We start from the raw sequence: 16,725 nt of genomic DNA, 5'->3' as shown, positions 1-16,725 counted from the left end.
ACTCCACAGGAGATGGGCGATCAGAACACGCTGCCTGTGAACGGGTCCATGGGACGTGTCATGGAGTTTGGCTTTTAGGCGTGTCGTTTTGCCGAAGGCGCCGCGCGCTCGGGCGGCATGCCCTAGATATCCACCGGCTCGAGCGGTGGACGGGTCTTCTCGAATTCCATCAGTTCCCGTTCCTTCGCCTCTATGTAACCGCGCGCGAAAGGCACGGTTTCAAGCGACGGCGACAGCTGCAGCTGGAAGATGAAGTGTTTGTCATGCAGGAAGGCCGCTTCGGACGCGGCAAGATAGAACTCCCACATCCGGAAAAAGCGTTCGTCGAACAGTTTTACCACCTCTTCGCGTCGCGCCAGGAAGCGCTGCCGCCACGCTCTCAATGTCCAGGCATAGTGCATCGGCAAGATCTCGACATCCTTGACCAGAAGACGTGTGCTTTCCACGGACGGAAAGACTTCGGAGAGTGCGGGAATGTATCCGCCGGGAAAGATGTATTTCTCGATCCAGGGATTGGTTGCCCAGGGCTTGTAGACTTGCCCGATGGAGTGCAGCAGCATGACGCCATCCGGCTTCAGCAGCTCCCTGACCTTGCGAAAGAACCGGCCATAGTTGCCAATGCCGACATGTTCGAACATGCCGACCGAGACAATGCGATCGAACTGCCGCCCCTGCATCGTCCTGTAATCCTGGAGTTCGAAGCGGACGCGATCGGACAGGCCACGCTTGGCTGCCCGCTCACGCGAGATCTTCAGCTGCTCTTCGCTCAGCGTGATGCCCGTCACCTCGACGTCGGAGGATTCCGCCAGATACATGGCCATCCCGCCCCAGCCGGAGCCGATCTCAAGCACCTTCTGACCAGGCTTCAGCAACAGCTTGGCGGTGATATGGCGCTTCTTGGCGAGCTGGGCTTCGTCGAGCGAGATGCCCGGCGGCTCGAAATAGGCACAGGAATATTGCCAGTCCTGATCCAGAAAAAGATTGAAGAGCTTGCGGTCGAGATCATAGTGATGGGCAACATTGTGCCGGTTGCGATTGACCGGCATCCGGCTCTTCACCTGCTGGCGCAACACATGCTGAAGAGCAACCAGCATGTTGGAAACGGTCGCCGCATGCTCGAGGCCGTTTACCTTGGCGATCGAGAGCACGTCGAAGATATCGCCGTGCTCGATGACGGCCCGTCCGTCCATGTAGAGTTCGCCAAAACGAAGGCTGGGATCGACGGCAATCGCCTTTTCAGCTTCTGCATCGATAATACGGACCGTTGCCGGCTTGCCCGAGCCGTCGCCCAGAATCACTTGTTCACCGGACGAAAAGAACACCGTCAGATTGCCCTTGCGCACCAGACGGCGAAGCATATTCAACAATGCCGCATTCATATCCATCCCCTGCCAGATCAACGCATCTGTCCCGTGGCAAGGGCACGGCGGCGGGGCCGGGTTCTATCGGGGCTTCCGAGAGGCGATGCGGCATGACGCGGAGCGCGAGACATGACGCGGCGTACGTCCGGAAGCGGCGAAAACCGGCTCGGTCGTGGCCGCACCGTATCCGGCAAACATCCCACGCTCCTCGTGCGCGCATTGCCGGAGCCGCTTGAGGCCAGCCGCCATCGGGCTCCTATCCATCAAAACTTCCACTAACGTAGTAAGCTTCGATCGATTGGCAATGGGCTCTTTATGCGCCCTCAAAGATTTGTTTGCTTAGCAAATCGGCCGACCTCGCATCAGCGCCGGCGACCCCGCGACCCGGTAGCGAATGGCGATCATGGGGGCGGGTGAAATCGAGCAAGGGGCCGGCCGGCACGATGTGGGTCGGATTGACATGTGTGATGCCGTAATAGCCTTGCTTGATATGGTCGATGCGCACCGTCTCGGCGATCCCCGGCCATTGGTAGATTTCTCTGAGATAGTTGGACAGCACCGGATAGTCTTCGATCCGGCGGATGTTGCACTTGAAGACGCCGTGATAGGCCGCGTCGAAACGGACGAGTGTCACGAACAGACGGATATCGGCCTCGGTCAGGTATTCACCGGCGATGTACCGGTTGGTCGTCAGGTGGTGCTCGAGTGTGTCGAGCATCTCGAACAGGCTCGCGACCGCCTCGTCATAGGCATTCTGAGTCTTCGCAAAACCGGCGCGATAGACGCCGTTGTTGACGCGCTCGTAAATCGGGCTGTTCCAGCGATCGATCTCCGCTTGCAACGCATCCGGATAGAAATCGAGGCGGTTGCCGGTGAGCTCGTCGAAGGCCGAATTCAGAATACGGATGATGTCGGCGGACTCGTTGTTGACGATGCGCCCTTCCTTCATATCCCAGAGGACGGGAACCGATACCTTGCCGGTGTAGCCGGCGTCGCTCGCTGTATAGAGTTCGTGATGGTAGCGGATCAGACCGACGCGCGCGCCGGCATCGACAGGCTCATCATAGACCCAGCCGTCGTCGCCAAGCATTGGGCTGGAAACCGTCAGACCGATAACGTCCTCCAACCCCTTCAGATTGCGAAAGGCGATCGTGCGCGACGCCCAGGGGCAGAGATAGGAAACGAGCAGGCGGTAGCGACCGGCTTCCGCCGGAAGGCCTGGCTGCCCGTTCGGCCCGGGGCCGCCATCGGCCGTGATCCAGCTGCGAAAACGGGTCGGCTCGCGATGAAAGGCCCCACCCTTCATCTCGCTCGCTGCAACGTCGCCCTTGACCCATTTTCCATCGACGAGCTGCGGCATGACTTCTCTCCTGAACCTGCGGGAACGCTCCTTCCCTCTCACGCGTACGCAAGCCGGTCAATTCGACCGCGGGGTGACAGATCGTTCGCAATATGGCGACCTCATGCAAAGAGCGGCGGCGTCACCACAGGGGTCGACAGTGCCGAAGATCTTGAATTGGTGCCGGAGAGCCGCTCGGACTACGTCTGGACCAACCGTGCGGAGACGATCGGACCGATGCTGGCAGAAAGCCAGCTTGCGCCTTGATGGTCCGGCGTATGCCTGTGAAGCCGAGGGTCACATTTCAAATGAAACCGCCCGCCAGCAAGGCTGGCGAGCGGCGTCAATGCAGTTTGTGAAACGCGCCGATCAGCGCGGGAACTCAAGACCCATTTCGCGGAAGCGCTCGGGGTCGTCGCCCCAGTTTTCGCGCACCTTGACGAATAGGAAGAGGTGAACCGGTTGTTCGAGGATCTCGGAGATTTCCTTGCGCGACGCGGTGGAGATCGCCTTGATCGCATCGCCGTTCTTGCCGAGTGCAATCTTCTTCTGGCTTTCGCGCTCGACGTAGATCACCTGTTCGATACGAACGGACCCGTCCTTGCGCTCTTCCCACTTCTCGGTTTCGACATGCGAGGCATAGGGAAGCTCCTGGTGCAGGCGCAGGAACAGCTTTTCGCGGGTGATTTCGGCCGCAAGCTGGCGCATCGGCAGGTCGGAGATCTGATCCTCAGGATAATACCAGGGACCTTCCGGCAGCTTTTCGGCGAGATAATCCATAAGGTCCTTGCAACCGGAGCCGGTCAGCGCCGAGATCATGAAGGTGCGCTCGAACTGGATCGTCTCGTTGGCCGCTGCCGCGAGCTTCAGCAGATCCTCCGGCCTGACCTGGTCGATCTTGTTCAGAACCAGGATCTTCGGCTGGTGGACTTCCTTCAGGCCCTGCAGGATCGTTTCCGCATCGCCCTTCAGGCCACGCTCGCTGTCGATCAACAGCATGATCACGTCGGCATCCTTGGCGCCGCCCCAGGCGGTCGTCACCATGGCCCGGTCGAGCCGGCGCCGGGGCTTGAAGATGCCGGGCGTATCCATGAAGACGATCTGTGCGTTGTCGTGGATGGCAATGCCGCGCACGATCGCCCGGGTCGTCTGCACCTTGTGGCTGACGATCGAAACCTTGGCGCCCACGAGGCGGTTGACCAGCGTCGACTTGCCGGCATTGGTGGCGCCGATCAGCGCCACGAAACCCGAGTGGGTCGGCGCGCTTTCGGCGCCCGTATCTTTTTCCATATCCGTCATGTTTTCCGTCATTTTCCGGCGGAGATTTTCCGCCACACGCCTTCGCGTTCCAACAATTTCGTCGCGGCCACCTGCTCGGCGCCGCGCTTGGATCGATCCGTCCCGGTCTCAGGCGCAACGCCGGCGACCTCAACAGTCACGGTGAAACGCGGATCGTGGTCGGGGCCGGAACGGTCATCCGTCCGGTATGCCGGCGCGATACCAAACTTGGCATGCGCCCATTCCTGCAATTCAGTCTTGGCATCGCGACGGGCGCCGTCGGCGCGGGTCGCACGCTCTTTCCAGTGAAGCAGCACGAATTTGCGCGCCGCCTCCAGCCCGCCGTCAAGATAGATCGCGGCGATGAGCGACTCTACCACATCGGCGCGCACATTCATCATCGCCTTGCCGGTGATTTTCTTCACGTCGGAACCGGTGCGGATAAACTGGTGCAGTTCCAGGTCGTCGGCGACCAAAGCGCAGCTCTCGGCGCTGACGAGCTGGTTCAGTCGCACCGAAAGCTCGCCCTCGTTGGCGTCGTGAAATGTCTGGAAGAGAAGCTCGGAGATGCAAAGCCCCAGCACCCGATCTCCGAGGAATTCGAGCCGCTGATAATTCGAGCCTCTGGCATTGCGGGCGCTGGAATGGGTCAGCGCCCGGTCGAGCCGTTCCTTCTCGCTGAACTGATAGCCAATCACGGCCTCGAGCTTGGCCCGATCTTCCGCGCTTAGCGACCGCGCCTTCATCATTCGACCGCCTTGAACAGGCGGTCGTAGCGCAGGTTCGCCGGCCACTTCCAGATCTCGCGGAACGAGGTGTCGTTGCCGAGCGAGAAGAAGATCAGGCTGGCGCGGCCGACAAGATTTTCGGCGGGCACGAAGCCCACGTCAAAGCGGCTGTCGGCCGAGTTGTCGCGATTGTCGCCCATCATGAAGTAATGCCCTTCGGGCACGATGAACTCGCGGGTGTTGTCGCCGCGCGAATCCGGGAACTGGTCGAGCGTGTCATAGGAAACGCCGTTGTCCATGGTTTCGCGGTAGACAGGCACGTCGCCGCCGGTGTCGTACTGGTCGTCGGCGCGGAAGACGCCGTCAGGCACCCGGTCGATGGGCTTGTCGTTGACATAGAGAATGCTGTTGCGCACCTGGATGCGATCGCCCGGCAGGCCGACCAGACGCTTGATGTAGTCGATGTCCGGGTTCGGCGGGAAGCGGAAGACCACGATATCGCCGCGTTCCGGCTCGCTTGCGAAGATGCGGCCGGAAAACAGATCCGGCGAGAACGGCAGCGAATACTTGGAGTAGCCGTAGGCGAACTTGTTGACGAAGATGTAGTCGCCGACAAGCAGGGTCGGCATCATCGAGCCGGACGGAATGGTGAAGGGCTGAAAGAAGACGGTGCGAATGACCACGGCCAGGAGCAGTGCCTGGATGATGACCTTCACATTCTCCCAGAGACCGCTCTGCTTCGCTTCTGTCTTTTCTGCCACGCTGCTGTCTTCCTTTGTCATCGGCGCGCGCTTGAAGCGTGCCGCTCAATCAACTGTCGTTTGCGCTCGTTCCAGCCCCAAAGGCGGATGCGCACTTGTTAGCTCTGCCGCGATGGCCGGCCCACGCAAACGGGCAGCCCGGTTTTCTCAACGGAATGCTCTAAACCGTTCCCTCTGGCGGGGCAACGGGCAGTGCTTCGATAATCACGAAGGCCTGCGCCAGCGGAAAATCGTCGGTAATCGTCAGATGGATTGCCGCGCGATGCCCCTTCGGTACCATCGCCTGAAGCCGTTCGGCAGCACCACCGCTCAAATGCATGGTCGGCTTGCCACCGGGCAAATTGATGACGCCCATGTCTTTCCAGAAGACGCCGTGCGCTATCCCCGTGCCTAGTGCCTTTGAGCAGGCCTCCTTGGCTGCGAAGCGTTTGGCATAGGAGGCGGCGCGGTTCTTCCGGCCCTCGGACTTTGCGATCTCCACTTCGGTGAAGCAGCGATTGACGAAACGCTCGCCGAAACGCGAGAGCGAGTTTTCGATGCGCCTGATGTCGATGAGGTCGCTGCCGATACCGATAATCATGGTGTGGACCTTGTCCCGGTCGAGCGTGCGTGTCGACGGCGGGACTGAAAAAGACGGGCGGCCTGATAGGCCAGGGGATAGAAGATCAAGGCGCCGGCAGCGGCAAGCGGAACCGATCCGATCAGCATCGGCTTGAACACAGGGCCCCAAAGGGCCGAAAACTCCAGGTGTTCGACCATATGCGCGACATCCGCGCCAGTCGCCACCTCTGCCGCCTGCTGGCCGATGATGACGCTGCCAAGCTCGTAGGACGCCGTCAGGATCATCGGGATCGTCACCGGATTGGCGAGCGCCGTCGTGATCGCTGCAGCAAGCAGATTGCCGGAGAACACGGAAGCAAGCGCGACCGCAATGACGATATGCAGCCCGAAGAAGGGCGTGAATGACGACGCCGCACCTGCGGCAACGCCTACCGCGATAGAATGCGGTGACGACGACAGGCGCAGAACACGCAGCGCCATGTATCGCGGACCGCGCCGAAAGCCCTTGCGCGGCCAAACAAGCGCGCGAAGCCTTTCGGAAATCGTGACCGGTTTTCTACGTCTGAATAACATTATGCCGTCATGACCGCATCTCGACACCGCCAGTCGGCACAAGACAGCGTGTCCGCCTGTTTGAAGGCCGCAAGATAGGCGTCATGCCTGCTGCTTGCAACCCGGTGGCGTATGGTGCAGCGATCACGAATGAGCCATTCGCCTGACGCATGGCTCGCCATTCCCACCCTCATGCGGGAACAGGCAGCAGCTTAGTAGCCGTTGCGGAACAGGCCGCGATCGATCTGACGCTGACGGTATTCGAGATCGATGCGATCGACCGAACCGTTGAGATAGGCAAGCTCACGCTCTTCCTGAGTGGCGACGCGCAGAGCGCGGGTGATCTTCTTCAACTGATTAAACATGGCAAACCTCTTCGTTTACCTCCCGATCCAGAAGATAGTTTAGAGGTCACTGTTCCACCAGAGCCATGAAAAGACGGCAGCCATGCGCGGCAAGCATGCCTTGCCGCTTTTCAAGCCTTGGTCTGCCTGATTTCAAGGCAGCTGCGTAAAACGGACGCGCATGCCGAGCCGATGGGAGTGCGATGATGACAACCAGCGCCCCTTCATTCGAAGAGGCGCTTGACCGTAGAAATGCTCGGCAGTTCTTTCAGCTGGGTAATCAGATGGTTCAACTGCCTGAGATCCCAGACCTCAAGATCGAACTGCAACTCACTGAAGTCCGCAGCCACACGCCCCATGGAGAGCGAGCGGATATTGACATCGCTCGTTGCGATCGATTGCGCGACTTCGGCCAGCGTGCCTGGCTCGTTCAAGGCACTGATGGCGATCCGCGCCATGAACCGGCTGCTGTTGGCCTCGTCCAGATCCCAGCGCACGTCGATCCAGCGCTCGGGCTCGTCATCGAACTTCTGCAGGATCGGTGACTGGATCGGATAGATGGTGATCCCCTTGTCCTTCTCCATGATGCCGACGATACGATCTCCGGGAACAGCGCCGGCAGCGCTGAAATGCACGCCGGCATTGCCCGAGAGCCCGCGGATCGGCAACGCTTCCGGACCTTCCGCCTGCGCCGGCTCGCCCGCTTCCTTGGATCGACCGGGTAACTTGAACACCATGCCGGCCGCACTGCGCATGTTGAACCAGCCGTCGTCGGCATTCGGCTTGACGGTGACGCGTTCATCCTGGTGATCGGGGAATACTGCGCGCAGGACATCGAGCGAAGACAGTTCGCCGCGCCCGACCGATGCGATCGCATCCTCGACCTCTTTGTGTCCGAGCCGGTGCAGCGCAGGCTTCAGGGCCTCGCGCGAAAACGTCTTGCCGGCGCGCTCGAAGGTTCGCTCGAGAATTCGGTAGCCGAGGCCGGCATATTGCTTGCGGATGGCCGCCCGCGTCGCGCGCCGGATGGCGGAGCGCGCCTTGCCAGTGACGACGATCTCTTCCCATGCGGGCGGCGGCACCTGGATGCCCGAGCGGATGATCTCGACTTCGTCGCCGTTGTTGAGGCGCGTCACCAGCGGCATGATGCGGCCGTTGATCTTGGCGCCGACGCAGGTGTCACCGATGTTGGTATGGACGGCGTATGCGAAATCGATCGGCGTCGCACCGCGCGGCAGCGCAATGAGCTGCCCCTTCGGCGTGAAGCAGAACACCTGATCCTGGAAAAGCTCGAGCTTGGTGTGCTCGAGAAACTCCTCCGGATTATCGCCTTCGGCCAGCGATTCAATCGTGCGCCGCAGCCAGGAATAGGCATTCGATGTCGGTGACAGGGCAGTCTCTGTCGATGCGCCCTCGCCGTCCTTGTAGAGCGAATGCGCCGCAATACCGTACTCGGCGATGTCGTTCATCCGTCGTGTGCGGATCTGCAGCTCGATGCGCTGACGCGAAGGCCCGACGATGGTCGTGTGGATCGACTGATAGTCGTTCTGCTTCGGGGTCGAGATGTAATCCTTGAAACGACCGGGTACGACGCGCCAGCGCGTGTGCACGATGCCGAGCGCGCGATAGCACGACGGGATATCGTCGACGACGATACGAAAGCCCCAGACGTCGGATAGCTGCTCGAAGGACAGGGATTTCGACTGCATCTTGCGGAAGACCGAATAGGGCTTCTTCTGCCGCCCTTTGACCTGCGCGCCCTTCAAGCCCTCGGCCTGGAGCAGCTCGGTCAGTTCGTCTTCGATCTTCTTGATCAGGCCCTCGTTGCGCTCGGACAATTCTTCCAGGCGCCGGGTGACAGTCTCGAAAGCCTCCGGATTGATATGGCGGAACGAGAGGTTTTCCAGTTCCTCGCGCATATCCTGCATGCCCATGCGCCCGGCGAGCGGCGCATAGATGTCCATCGTCTCCTCGGAGATGCGCGCGCGCTTCTCGGCCGTCATATGGTCGAGCGTGCGCATATTGTGCAGACGATCGGCAAGCTTGACCAGGAGGACGCGCACGTCGTCGGAGATCGCCAGCAACAGCTTGCGCAGGTTTTCGGCCTGCTTGGCTTTCTTGGTGACGAGATCGAGTTTCTTGATCTTGGTCAGGCCCTCGACGAGCGCGCCGATATCCTCGCCGAAGAGATCGTCGATCTCCTGCCGGGTCGCTGTCGTATCCTCGATCGTGTCGTGCAGGAGTGCGACCGCGATGGTCGATTCGTCCAGATGCATTTCAGTCAGGATCGCCGCGACTTCCAACGGGTGGGAAATGTAGGGGTCGCCGCTTGCCCGCTTCTGCTGCCCGTGCTTCTGCATGGCGTAGACGTAAGCCTTGTTCAACAGGGCTTCATTGACGTCGGGCTTGTACTTCTGAACGCGCTCAACGAGCTCGTATTGGCGCATCATTCGCGGGCGGCTCCGTGGGAAAAGACAATAAAAAAAGTGCGCCAATCATACGAGTGGCGCACTGCTTTGATAACACGCGGGAACGTTTGTTCCGTTACGGATCTCAGTAGTCGTCGCTCTTTTCCGGGGGCACCAGGCCCTCGATGCCGGCCAGCAGTTCTTCTTCCGACATGCGGTCGAAGGTGATTGCTTCCGGCTGATCGTCGTCTTCCGCCGTCGCGGCAAAAGTCGTGTCGGCGTCGGCCTGAACTAGCGAAGCCGGATCGGGCTCGGGCTCGTCCACTTCGACATGCTTCTGCAGCGAATGGATCAGGTCTTCCTTGAGGTCGCCCGGCGAGAGGGTCTCGTCGGCGATTTCGCGCAGTGCGACCACGGGGTTCTTGTCATTGTCGCGATCGATGGTGATCGCTGCGCCCTGCGAGATCAGGCGGGCGCGGTGGCTGGCGAGCAGCACGAGTTCGAAACGGTTGTCGACCTTGTCAATGCAATCTTCGACGGTGACGCGGGCCATTGCCTGTCCTTTTGGGCTCAAAGCGCGGCGATCATCGCCGCAGCACGGATTAACGACACGAGACCGGAACGGCCGCCGGATGACGGCCTCATCGGCTCCGATTTCTGGAATTAGCCGCTCGGATACAATCAAAACAACAGGAGTTCAAGTTTTTCCTGCACTGAGCGCTCACATCACCCCGTGTTGCATGGTAAAATGCCACGCGGGCGGGCTAGACTTCGCGAATACACACCCTGGTTGCACTTCCAAATGCAGACCGGAAACGTCTGGTAGAAACTGCAGACTTGCGATGTGGACGAACTGCAGCAACTGCTAAAACTAGCTATATTCGCGGGAAGCCGCTTGGAATAATGCAAGTGGTTAACTACATTATTTGCAATATCAGCAATTATTAATGTAATCGACGTATTTTCGCGCATTCGCCGAAGGGCCGCTTAGCCGAGCGAGATGCGCACTAAAAAGGAATAACGATGTTTGATCCACGCGAGAAGATCGCTCTTTTTATCGACGGCGCCAATCTCTACGCCGCATCGAAGAGCCTCGGTTTCGACATCGATTATCGCAAACTGCTCAAGGCATTTCAGAAACGCGGCTACTTGCTGCGCGCCTACTACTACACGGCTCTCATCGAGGACCAGGAATATTCTTCGATCCGTCCGCTGATCGACTGGCTGGACTACAACGGCTACAAGGTCGTGACCAAGCCGGCCAAGGAATTCACCGACTCGCTCGGCCGTCGCAAGATCAAGGGCAACATGGACATCGAACTCGCGATCGACGCCATGGAACAATCGGAAACCGTTGATCACCTGGTGATCTTCTCGGGCGATGGCGATTTCACCACGCTCGTCGAGGCGCTGCAGCGCAAGGGTCGAAAGGTCTCGGTCGTGTCGACGATGTCGACCCAGCCGCCAATGATCGCCGACGACCTGCGTCGCCAGGCCGATCACTTCATCGATCTCGTCACGCTGCGCGCGGAAATCGGCCGCGACCCGTCCGAGCGCACCCCCCGCCAGCATATCGAGCCAGTGGCAGACCCCGTCGAGATCTGAGCCCAACCCCACCACTCGCCAATCAGTAAAGATAGAGCCACGTCCGCGCCGTGGCGAGCGCGGGGCTGCGTTCAGCCCCGGTCCTTGAGCAACCGGCTCTTCTGCCGGTTCCAATCGCGCTCCTTGGCGCTTTCGCGCTTGTCGTGCAACTTCTTGCCCTTGCCCAGCGCCAATTCAAGCTTGGCCCTGCCCTGATCGTTGAAATAGATCTTGAGCGGAATGAGCGACATGCCTTCACGGTTGACGGCGCCCTGCAGCCGGTTGACCTCGCGCTTGGACAGCAACAGCTTGCGCCGACGGCGGGGCTCGTGGTTGAAGCGGTTTGCCTGCAGGTATTCCGGCAGATAGGAATTGATCAGCCAGATCTCCCCGCCCTCGTCGGTGGCGTAGGATTCCGCAATATTTGCCTTGCCTTCGCGCAGCGACTTGACCTCGGTTCCGGTCAGAACCATACCGGCCTCGTAGGTATCGACGATCTCGTAGTTGAAGCGGGCCTTGCGGTTTTCCGCAACAATTTTCTTGACTGTGCGCTGGCTTCCCTTGGGTGCCATTAGTTCATCAATCCTGCATGCCTGAGCGCCGAATCGATTGCGGCTTCCGTTGCTGGCTCGAGTGTCGAAAGCAACGGCGAACGAACCGCGCGGCTCATGCGGCCGAGACGGTTCAGCGCGTACTTGGCGCCGCAAAGGCCAGGCTCCATGAAAATGGCCTTGTGCAGCGGCATCAACTTGTCTTGATAGTCCAGCGCCTTCGCATAGTCGCCGGCAAGCGTGGCCTGCTGGAATTCAGCACAAAGCCGCGGCGCGACGTTTGCCGTCACCGAGATGCAGCCGACGCCGCCATGGGCGTTGAAGCCGAGCGCCGTTGCGTCTTCGCCGGAAAGCTGGACGAAACCCTTGCCGCAGGCCATGCGCTGCTCGGATACGCGTTCGATCTTACCGGTCGCATCCTTGACGCCGATGATCGTCGGGTAGGCCTTGGCGAGCGCAGCCATCGTTTCGACGCTCATGTCGACGACGGAACGGCCGGGGATATTATAGATGACGATCGGCAGCTTCACGCTTTCCGCGATCGCCGAAAAGTGGGCGAACAGGCCCTTCTGCGTCGGCTTGTTGTAGTAAGGCGTGACGACAAGCACCGCATCCGCACCCGCCTTTTCGGCATGTTGCGCAAGCTCGACGGCTTCGATGGTGTTGTTGGAGCCGGCGCCGGCAATCACGGGCACTCGCCCGGCGGCCGCCTTGATGCAGAGTTCGACGACCTGCTTGTGCTCGGAATGCGAAAGGGTCGGGGATTCGCCAGTCGTGCCGACGGGCACGAGGCCAGTGCTGCCCTCTTTTATCTGCCATTCCACATGCGCGACGAAACCTTCCGCATCCACCGCGCCGGTGGTGGTGAACGGTGTTACGAGAGCGGGAATGGAACCCTTGAACATGCACAACTCCTGACGGCTCAAAGACGCAAGCACACTCACGCTTTGGCCGTAATCGACGGTTAAAAAACTGCCGCACCATAATCATGTGGGGGGGCTGCGGCAAGCACCGTGACACGGCATTTCTTGCCGGTTTTCACGTAAAAGCTTGACGTTGAAGCCGTATAATCCTCGTCGCTTGCCATCCGGTACTAAGGCGCCCGACGATGCAATTGCGATGAACGGTAAATCCCGGTAACCTTTCGTTAGGCAATCCGGCGGCAAATGAATGCGAGACACGGGGAAACACGGGGCTCTTGATGCGCGGATCAATTCTTCTGCCTGTCGCCGCCATGGTCGGCGCAGCGCTTCTGGCCTCGTCGGCCTTTTCTTCCGAGCCCCCGAACAAAGTGCCGGTACCAGGCGCCAAGCCGGTGACCTCTGACAAGGCTGGTCGCGTTTCCGGCAAGGACATCACCGGCGCGATCCACGCAACGCCATCGCCGATCCAAAGTGAGCTGAAACTCGGACTGGACGCGCTTTCCAACAAAGACCCGGCCACGGCAATCGCTGTTCGAAACCGCATGGCTGACGGCACGCTCGACCGTCACATTCTGACATGGGCGATCGCCGTCTCGGGCCAACGCGGCATCCGCTCCTTCGAAATCGCCAGCGCCCAGCGCGAACTGCAGGGGTGGCCCGGCCTCAAATCGCTGCGTGCCAACTCCGAACGTGCTCTCTATCGCGAGAACCCGCAGGCAGCCGACGTTCTTGCGGCCTTCGGCCAGACACAGCCTGAAACCACGGAAGGCACGATCATTCTTGCCCGCGCGCTTGTGGCCCAGGGGCAAAGTGCGACGGCCGCCACGCGCTTGCGTGCGCTCTGGTTCAAGCAAGGGCTCGACAAGGATGTGGAGACCCAGATCCTTTCCGAATTTTCGGGCCTGCTGACAGTCGCCGACCACAGACGGCGAATGGCGATGCTGCTTTATCGCAATCGCGTCGAGCAGGCGGAACGCTTCAGCGATCTTGGCAAGGCGCAGTCTCTCTATCGCGCCTGGGCGGCGGTCAACCGTGGCAGCGCCGATGCCACGGCGCTGATATCGGCGGTAGACCCCTCTTGGCATAAGGACCCAGCCTACCTGTTTATCCGCATCGAGAACCTCCGCAAACAGGACAAGTATGCGGAGGCCGCCAAGCTGCTGGCGACGATGCCGAGCGACGAGGACGCGCTGATCAATCCCGGAGAGTGGTGGACCGAGCAGCGGATCATCAGCCGCGGGCTGCTGGACAAGGGGGATTTCCGCGGCGCCTATCAGGTCGCCGCCAAACACAGGGCAACCGAAGCGACCGATATCGTCGATGCGGAGTTTCATGCCGGCTGGTACGCACTGCGTGGCAAGGAGGACCCGGCTGCCGCCGCGCGGCATTTCCGACGCATTCTCGATGTTTCCACCAGACCGCTTTCCGCATCGCGCGCCTGGTACTGGCTTGGACGATCGGCGGAAGCCGGCGGACCGGGAAACGCCAAGGACTATTTCGCCAATGCCGCCCGGTTTCCAGGCACGTTCTACGGCCAGCTCGCAGCCGCACGGCTCGGCCGCAAGGTGCTTAACGTGACCTATCCCGCGCCCTCAGCCGAAGACCGCGCCCGTTTCGAAAGCCGCGAGGCGGTTCGCGCCATCTCACGGCTCGAAACGGCAGGCCACGGCTGGCGCGCCGACAGCATCTACCGGGCATTGGCCGATGAACTGACAAGCCCTGGCGAGTTGGCCATCCTTTCGGCCCGCGCCGAAAAAACCCGCAATCACCAGCTTTCGCTTCAGATCGGCAAGACGGCCTTCGGCCGCGGCATCGACGTCGCGGCGCTCGCCTTTCCCGTCGGCGTCATCCCGCCGACCGCCAACATCGACGGCTCGGGCAAGGCGCTCGCCTATGCCATCGCGCGCCAGGAAAGCGCCTTCAATCCTGCGGCTGTCTCAACCGCCAACGCGCGAGGCCTGCTGCAACTGCTGCCGGGAACAGCCAAAGGCGTGGCGAGCCGCTACGGTCTTGCCTATTCCAAGGACCGGTTGACGAGCGATGCCGGATACAACGCCACCCTTGGCGCGCACTATCTCGGCGAACAGATCAACAGCTTCGGCGGGTCCTACATTCTCACCTTCATCGCCTACAATGCCGGCCCGCGCCGCGTCCCGGACTGGCTCAGCCGCTATGGCGATCCCCGCGGCAAGCCAATCGACGAGGTCGTCGACTGGATCGAGCGCATCCCGTTCCAGGAGACGCGCAATTACGTCCAGCGCGTCATGGAAAACTACCAGGTCTACAAGGTGCGGCTCGGCCAAAATGCCGATATCGTTGAAGATCTCAGGATGGGACGTTCACCGTCCTAGCGACGTGAGACGGCAGCGAAGCCCCTGGTAAACGCCCGAGACGAGCGTGCACTCAAGCCACTGCAGCAAGTCATCTGCGCACTTAAGCGCTTCGCGATCTTCCAGATTCGCTTGGTGCGCTTTAAGTTCTTGTTTTTGCGCATTTCGTTATCGCAAAACCGCGGCACACTTTTGCGCGACATGCTCTAAAATTTACGCTTGGCAAACTGCGGGAGCGCGATTTTTCACCCCCATGCTTACGCCCGTCGCACTGACAAAGGTCGCGGCATCACGACATGGCGACCCAAGCGCGGTCACTAAAGTTGTTCAAGCTCGAACGGGGTCACCGAAACAGCTCTACCTCTTTGTTTTTACAAATTTTCTGACGAAGAAGCTCTTCGCACTTTCCCCGAATGCGCTCTATTCTCTCTTTGACGATCAGAGGAAAGGCCAGAGCCATGCAGCAGGACGGTTTTAGCGAGCGCTATTTTTTATCGAACGACGGCTTGCGGCTCTACGCACGTATCTATGGTCACAAATCGCTCGAAGTTGGCGGTTCTTTACCCGTCGTGTGCCTTGCGGGCCTCACGCGCAACAGCCGCGACTTCCATTTCCTCGCACAACATCTTTCATCGCCGGTCGGTGGCTCGCGCACTGTCTTCTGCCTCGACTACCGCGGCCGTGGACAATCGGAGCGCGATCCGGACAAGAGCCACTACAGCATCCCCGTAGAAACGAACGACGTGATCACGGCCTGCCATACACTTGGAATTGAGAGAGCAGTTTTCATCGGCACGTCCCGCGGCGGATTGATCCTGCATCTGCTCGCGCAACAGACGCCGTCGCTCATTGCCGCCGTGGTGCTAAACGATATCGGCCCTGTGATCGAACGTGGTGGATTGCTGGCAATCCGCGACTACCTCAATAACGGTGGCAGACCGCAGACCTGGGAAGATGCGCCGGCTCATCTTCGAGCCTTGCACGGCACAGAGTTTCCGGCACTTGGCGAAATCGATTGGCGCGACATGGCGAACGCCATTTACCGCGATGAAAACGGATATCCAGTCCCGGACTTTGACCAGGCAATTGCGAAGCAGTTGCTACCGCTCGACGCCAGCACTCCCCTGCCCGATCTCTGGGAGCCCTTTCAGGCGCTCGGCCAATACCCTTTGTTACTCGTCCGAGGAGAAAACACACGGTTGCTGGCCGAAGAAACAGCCACCGAAATGCACCGTCGGCATCAGAAAATGACTTCCGTTACCGCACTTGGCCAGGGACACGCGCCACTGCTGCATGTCGGTGACCTCAAGCAAGACATCGCTGAATTTCTGGAGACTATTGTGCGCGGTGCTTAAACAGGGCCTGTGACATTCATCACAACGAAACGGCTCCACCGACCTTTGCGCAAAAACGAAAAAGCCCGGCTCGAAAGCCGGGCTTCTCTAATCTGACCGAGGTCAGATCAGATTAGAAGTCGCGCTGCAGGCGGACGAAACCAAAAACCTGGTCCTCAGAGCCACCGCCGACTTGATCTTCGTCTTCGTACTGAACCGACACGCGGGTCGCCAGACCTTCGGTGATCGCGTAGTCGAGGGTCACGCCAGCGCGCCACTTGTCGAGGCCGCTGTCGAAGCCGAAGTTGCCGTCGTTCAGATCGCCGAAGTACTGAGCACCGGGGGTGATCTTCAGCTTGTCGGTTGCCTTGAAGGCGTACGACGCAGCAACGGTCCACTCGGACTCAGCCCAGTAAGCGTTCGGGTCGGAAGCCCAGATACCAGCGAGCTGGAAGGTGCCCGGACCGAGGTCTGCCGAAAGCAGAGCGCGGATCGCGCCTTCTTCAAGTTCGGTGTCGAAGCCGCCGAGCAGGTCGAACGATACGCCGCCGACCGAAGCCGAAACGATACCTGCAACGCCAATGCCGTTAGCCTTGGTGGTAGCAGCTTCGAGTTCGTCGACAGAGATACCAGCCTGGAACGAGCCACCGTCATAGAGGTAGGCGATCGAG

The 16,725-nt window shown here is 60.2% G+C and carries 16 protein-coding genes; 3 read left to right on the top strand and 13 right to left on the bottom strand.

Annotation, left to right across the window (positions count from 1 at the left end):
* Positions 1-122: 122 nt before the first annotated feature.
* The 10 genes from AC1Q80_RS22790 to rpoZ form a co-directional block, all read right to left on the bottom strand.
* The gene (locus AC1Q80_RS22790; RefSeq protein ID WP_492361952.1) at positions 123-1,379 is read right to left on the bottom strand and encodes a cyclopropane fatty acid synthase; all 1,257 of its coding nucleotides are present in this window, start codon (positions 1,377-1,379) and stop codon (positions 123-125) included.
* Positions 1,380-1,674: 295 nt separating this feature from the next.
* A complete protein-coding gene (locus AC1Q80_RS22785) occupies positions 1,675-2,721 on the bottom strand; it encodes a glutathione S-transferase family protein (protein WP_492361951.1) in 1,047 nt (348 codons plus the stop codon).
* A 348-nt stretch (positions 2,722-3,069) separates the two neighbouring features.
* Positions 3,070-4,011 carry a GTPase Era gene (gene era, locus AC1Q80_RS22780; protein ID WP_171986893.1) on the bottom strand — a complete coding sequence of 314 codons (942 nt, stop codon included), beginning with the start codon at positions 4,009-4,011 and terminating at the stop codon, positions 3,070-3,072.
* On the bottom strand, positions 4,008-4,724 hold the full coding sequence (gene rnc, locus AC1Q80_RS22775; protein ID WP_173420992.1) for a ribonuclease III: 717 nt from the start codon (positions 4,722-4,724) through the stop codon (positions 4,008-4,010). The genes era and rnc overlap by 4 nt, the downstream gene beginning before the upstream one ends.
* Entirely contained in the window at positions 4,724-5,467 is a 744-nt protein-coding gene (gene lepB / locus AC1Q80_RS22770) for a signal peptidase I (RefSeq protein ID WP_173419507.1), read from the bottom strand. Before lepB ends, rnc begins: the two co-directional genes overlap by 1 nt.
* 160 nt (positions 5,468-5,627) lie before the next feature.
* Entirely contained in the window at positions 5,628-6,047 is a 420-nt protein-coding gene (gene acpS / locus AC1Q80_RS22765) for a holo-ACP synthase (RefSeq protein ID WP_173419506.1), read from the bottom strand.
* Positions 6,044-6,508, bottom strand: a complete 465-nt coding sequence (locus AC1Q80_RS22760) for a DUF2062 domain-containing protein (RefSeq protein WP_492361950.1) — start codon at positions 6,506-6,508, stop codon at positions 6,044-6,046. Before AC1Q80_RS22760 ends, acpS begins: the two co-directional genes overlap by 4 nt.
* Positions 6,509-6,792: 284 nt before the next feature.
* Entirely contained in the window at positions 6,793-6,945 is a 153-nt protein-coding gene (locus AC1Q80_RS22755; protein WP_065787305.1) for a DUF3563 family protein, read from the bottom strand.
* Between the two features lie 203 nt (positions 6,946-7,148).
* Entirely contained in the window at positions 7,149-9,374 is a 2,226-nt protein-coding gene (locus AC1Q80_RS22750) for a RelA/SpoT family protein (RefSeq protein ID WP_173419504.1), read from the bottom strand.
* A gap of 103 nt (positions 9,375-9,477) precedes the next feature.
* On the bottom strand, positions 9,478-9,885 hold the full coding sequence (gene rpoZ / locus AC1Q80_RS22745; protein ID WP_077503976.1) for a DNA-directed RNA polymerase subunit omega: 408 nt from the start codon (positions 9,883-9,885) through the stop codon (positions 9,478-9,480).
* 470 nt (positions 9,886-10,355) lie between these two features.
* On the opposite strand from rpoZ, the gene AC1Q80_RS22740 reads away from it, so the two are divergent.
* Positions 10,356-10,937 (top strand): LabA-like NYN domain-containing protein, encoded by a 582-nt coding sequence (locus AC1Q80_RS22740; protein ID WP_077503977.1) that lies wholly within the window; start codon positions 10,356-10,358, stop codon positions 10,935-10,937.
* A gap of 71 nt (positions 10,938-11,008) precedes the next feature.
* On the opposite strand, the gene smpB is transcribed toward AC1Q80_RS22740, so the two are convergent.
* Together smpB and dapA are read right to left on the bottom strand one after the other, a co-directional pair.
* Positions 11,009-11,488, bottom strand: a complete 480-nt coding sequence (gene smpB / locus AC1Q80_RS22735) for an SsrA-binding protein SmpB (protein WP_173419503.1) — start codon at positions 11,486-11,488, stop codon at positions 11,009-11,011.
* Positions 11,488-12,372 carry a 4-hydroxy-tetrahydrodipicolinate synthase gene (dapA, locus tag AC1Q80_RS22730; RefSeq protein ID WP_492361949.1) on the bottom strand — a complete coding sequence of 295 codons (885 nt, stop codon included), beginning with the start codon at positions 12,370-12,372 and terminating at the stop codon, positions 11,488-11,490. The genes smpB and dapA overlap by 1 nt, the downstream gene beginning before the upstream one ends.
* 296 nt (positions 12,373-12,668) lie before the next feature.
* Here dapA and AC1Q80_RS22725 point away from each other — a divergent pair, with 296 nt between their 5' ends.
* Positions 12,669-14,741, top strand: a complete 2,073-nt coding sequence (locus AC1Q80_RS22725) for a lytic transglycosylase domain-containing protein (RefSeq protein WP_492361948.1) — start codon at positions 12,669-12,671, stop codon at positions 14,739-14,741.
* A gap of 437 nt (positions 14,742-15,178) precedes the next feature.
* The gene (locus AC1Q80_RS22720; protein ID WP_492361947.1) at positions 15,179-16,075 is read left to right on the top strand and encodes an alpha/beta fold hydrolase; all 897 of its coding nucleotides are present in this window, start codon (positions 15,179-15,181) and stop codon (positions 16,073-16,075) included.
* A 112-nt stretch (positions 16,076-16,187) separates the two neighbouring features.
* Here AC1Q80_RS22720 and AC1Q80_RS22715 read toward each other — a convergent pair.
* A partial coding sequence (locus tag AC1Q80_RS22715) for a porin (RefSeq protein ID WP_492361946.1) occupies positions 16,188-16,725 on the bottom strand: 538 nt, incomplete at its 5' end.

It is taken from the genome of Ensifer sp. GW823-FHT05D09 (assembly GCF_058795755.1).
The sequence above is the reverse complement of the archived record's forward strand: the minus strand, read 5'-3'. Positions and strand labels throughout refer to the sequence as shown.

Coding starts and splice junctions, on each gene's coding strand:
- rnc (WP_173420992.1), bottom strand. CDS start 4,724: ATGAAGGCGCGGTCGCTAAGCGCGGAAGATCGGGCCAAGCTCGAGGCC.
- acpS (WP_173419506.1), bottom strand. CDS start 6,047: ATGATTATCGGTATCGGCAGCGACCTCATCGACATCAGGCGCATCGAA.
- AC1Q80_RS22720 (WP_492361947.1), top strand. CDS start 15,179: ATGCAGCAGGACGGTTTTAGCGAGCGCTATTTTTTATCGAACGACGGC.
- AC1Q80_RS22725 (WP_492361948.1), top strand. CDS start 12,669: ATGCGCGGATCAATTCTTCTGCCTGTCGCCGCCATGGTCGGCGCAGCG.
- AC1Q80_RS22790 (WP_492361952.1), bottom strand. CDS start 1,379: ATGAATGCGGCATTGTTGAATATGCTTCGCCGTCTGGTGCGCAAGGGC.
- AC1Q80_RS22740 (WP_077503977.1), top strand. CDS start 10,356: ATGTTTGATCCACGCGAGAAGATCGCTCTTTTTATCGACGGCGCCAAT.
- era (WP_171986893.1), bottom strand. CDS start 4,011: ATGACGGAAAACATGACGGATATGGAAAAAGATACGGGCGCCGAAAGC.
- AC1Q80_RS22755 (WP_065787305.1), bottom strand. CDS start 6,945: ATGTTTAATCAGTTGAAGAAGATCACCCGCGCTCTGCGCGTCGCCACT.
- AC1Q80_RS22785 (WP_492361951.1), bottom strand. CDS start 2,721: ATGCCGCAGCTCGTCGATGGAAAATGGGTCAAGGGCGACGTTGCAGCG.
- rpoZ (WP_077503976.1), bottom strand. CDS start 9,885: ATGGCCCGCGTCACCGTCGAAGATTGCATTGACAAGGTCGACAACCGT.
- AC1Q80_RS22750 (WP_173419504.1), bottom strand. CDS start 9,374: ATGATGCGCCAATACGAGCTCGTTGAGCGCGTTCAGAAGTACAAGCCC.
- smpB (WP_173419503.1), bottom strand. CDS start 11,488: ATGGCACCCAAGGGAAGCCAGCGCACAGTCAAGAAAATTGTTGCGGAA.
- AC1Q80_RS22760 (WP_492361950.1), bottom strand. CDS start 6,508: ATGGCGCTGCGTGTTCTGCGCCTGTCGTCGTCACCGCATTCTATCGCG.
- dapA (WP_492361949.1), bottom strand. CDS start 12,372: ATGTTCAAGGGTTCCATTCCCGCTCTCGTAACACCGTTCACCACCACC.